Raw genomic sequence first — 239 nt, forward strand, 5'->3', positions numbered from 1 at the left:
TGCCCGGCAGTGCGATGCTTTTGCGGATAAAGTGGAAAAGGAATGGCGCGGAAAGTAATCCCGACGCGTTATACCTCTATCCGGTGAACAGAAACCTGCTTTCGGGCAGGTTTTTTTTACTTTTTTGTTTTTCAGGCGGACAAACCCTGTCCGGTGGCTTCCTTAAACTGTCAGGTCCAATATCTGCAATGAGGTGAAATATGGCTACCTACCGACACGACCCCGACCTTGAGTTTCTG

Annotated in this window: 1 protein-coding gene; it reads left to right on the forward strand. The window is 49.0% G+C overall.

Annotated elements, in window-relative coordinates; all coding sequences use genetic code 11:
- A partial coding sequence (locus RYZ59_RS24625; RefSeq protein ID WP_318051117.1) for a hypothetical protein occupies positions 1-197 on the forward strand: 197 nt, incomplete at its 5' end.
- Between the last annotated feature and the right edge of the window lie 42 nt (positions 198-239).

The sequence above is a fragment of the Citrobacter sp. HN-141 genome (genome assembly GCF_033341895.1).
GTDB lineage: Bacteria > Pseudomonadota > Gammaproteobacteria > Enterobacterales > Enterobacteriaceae > Citrobacter.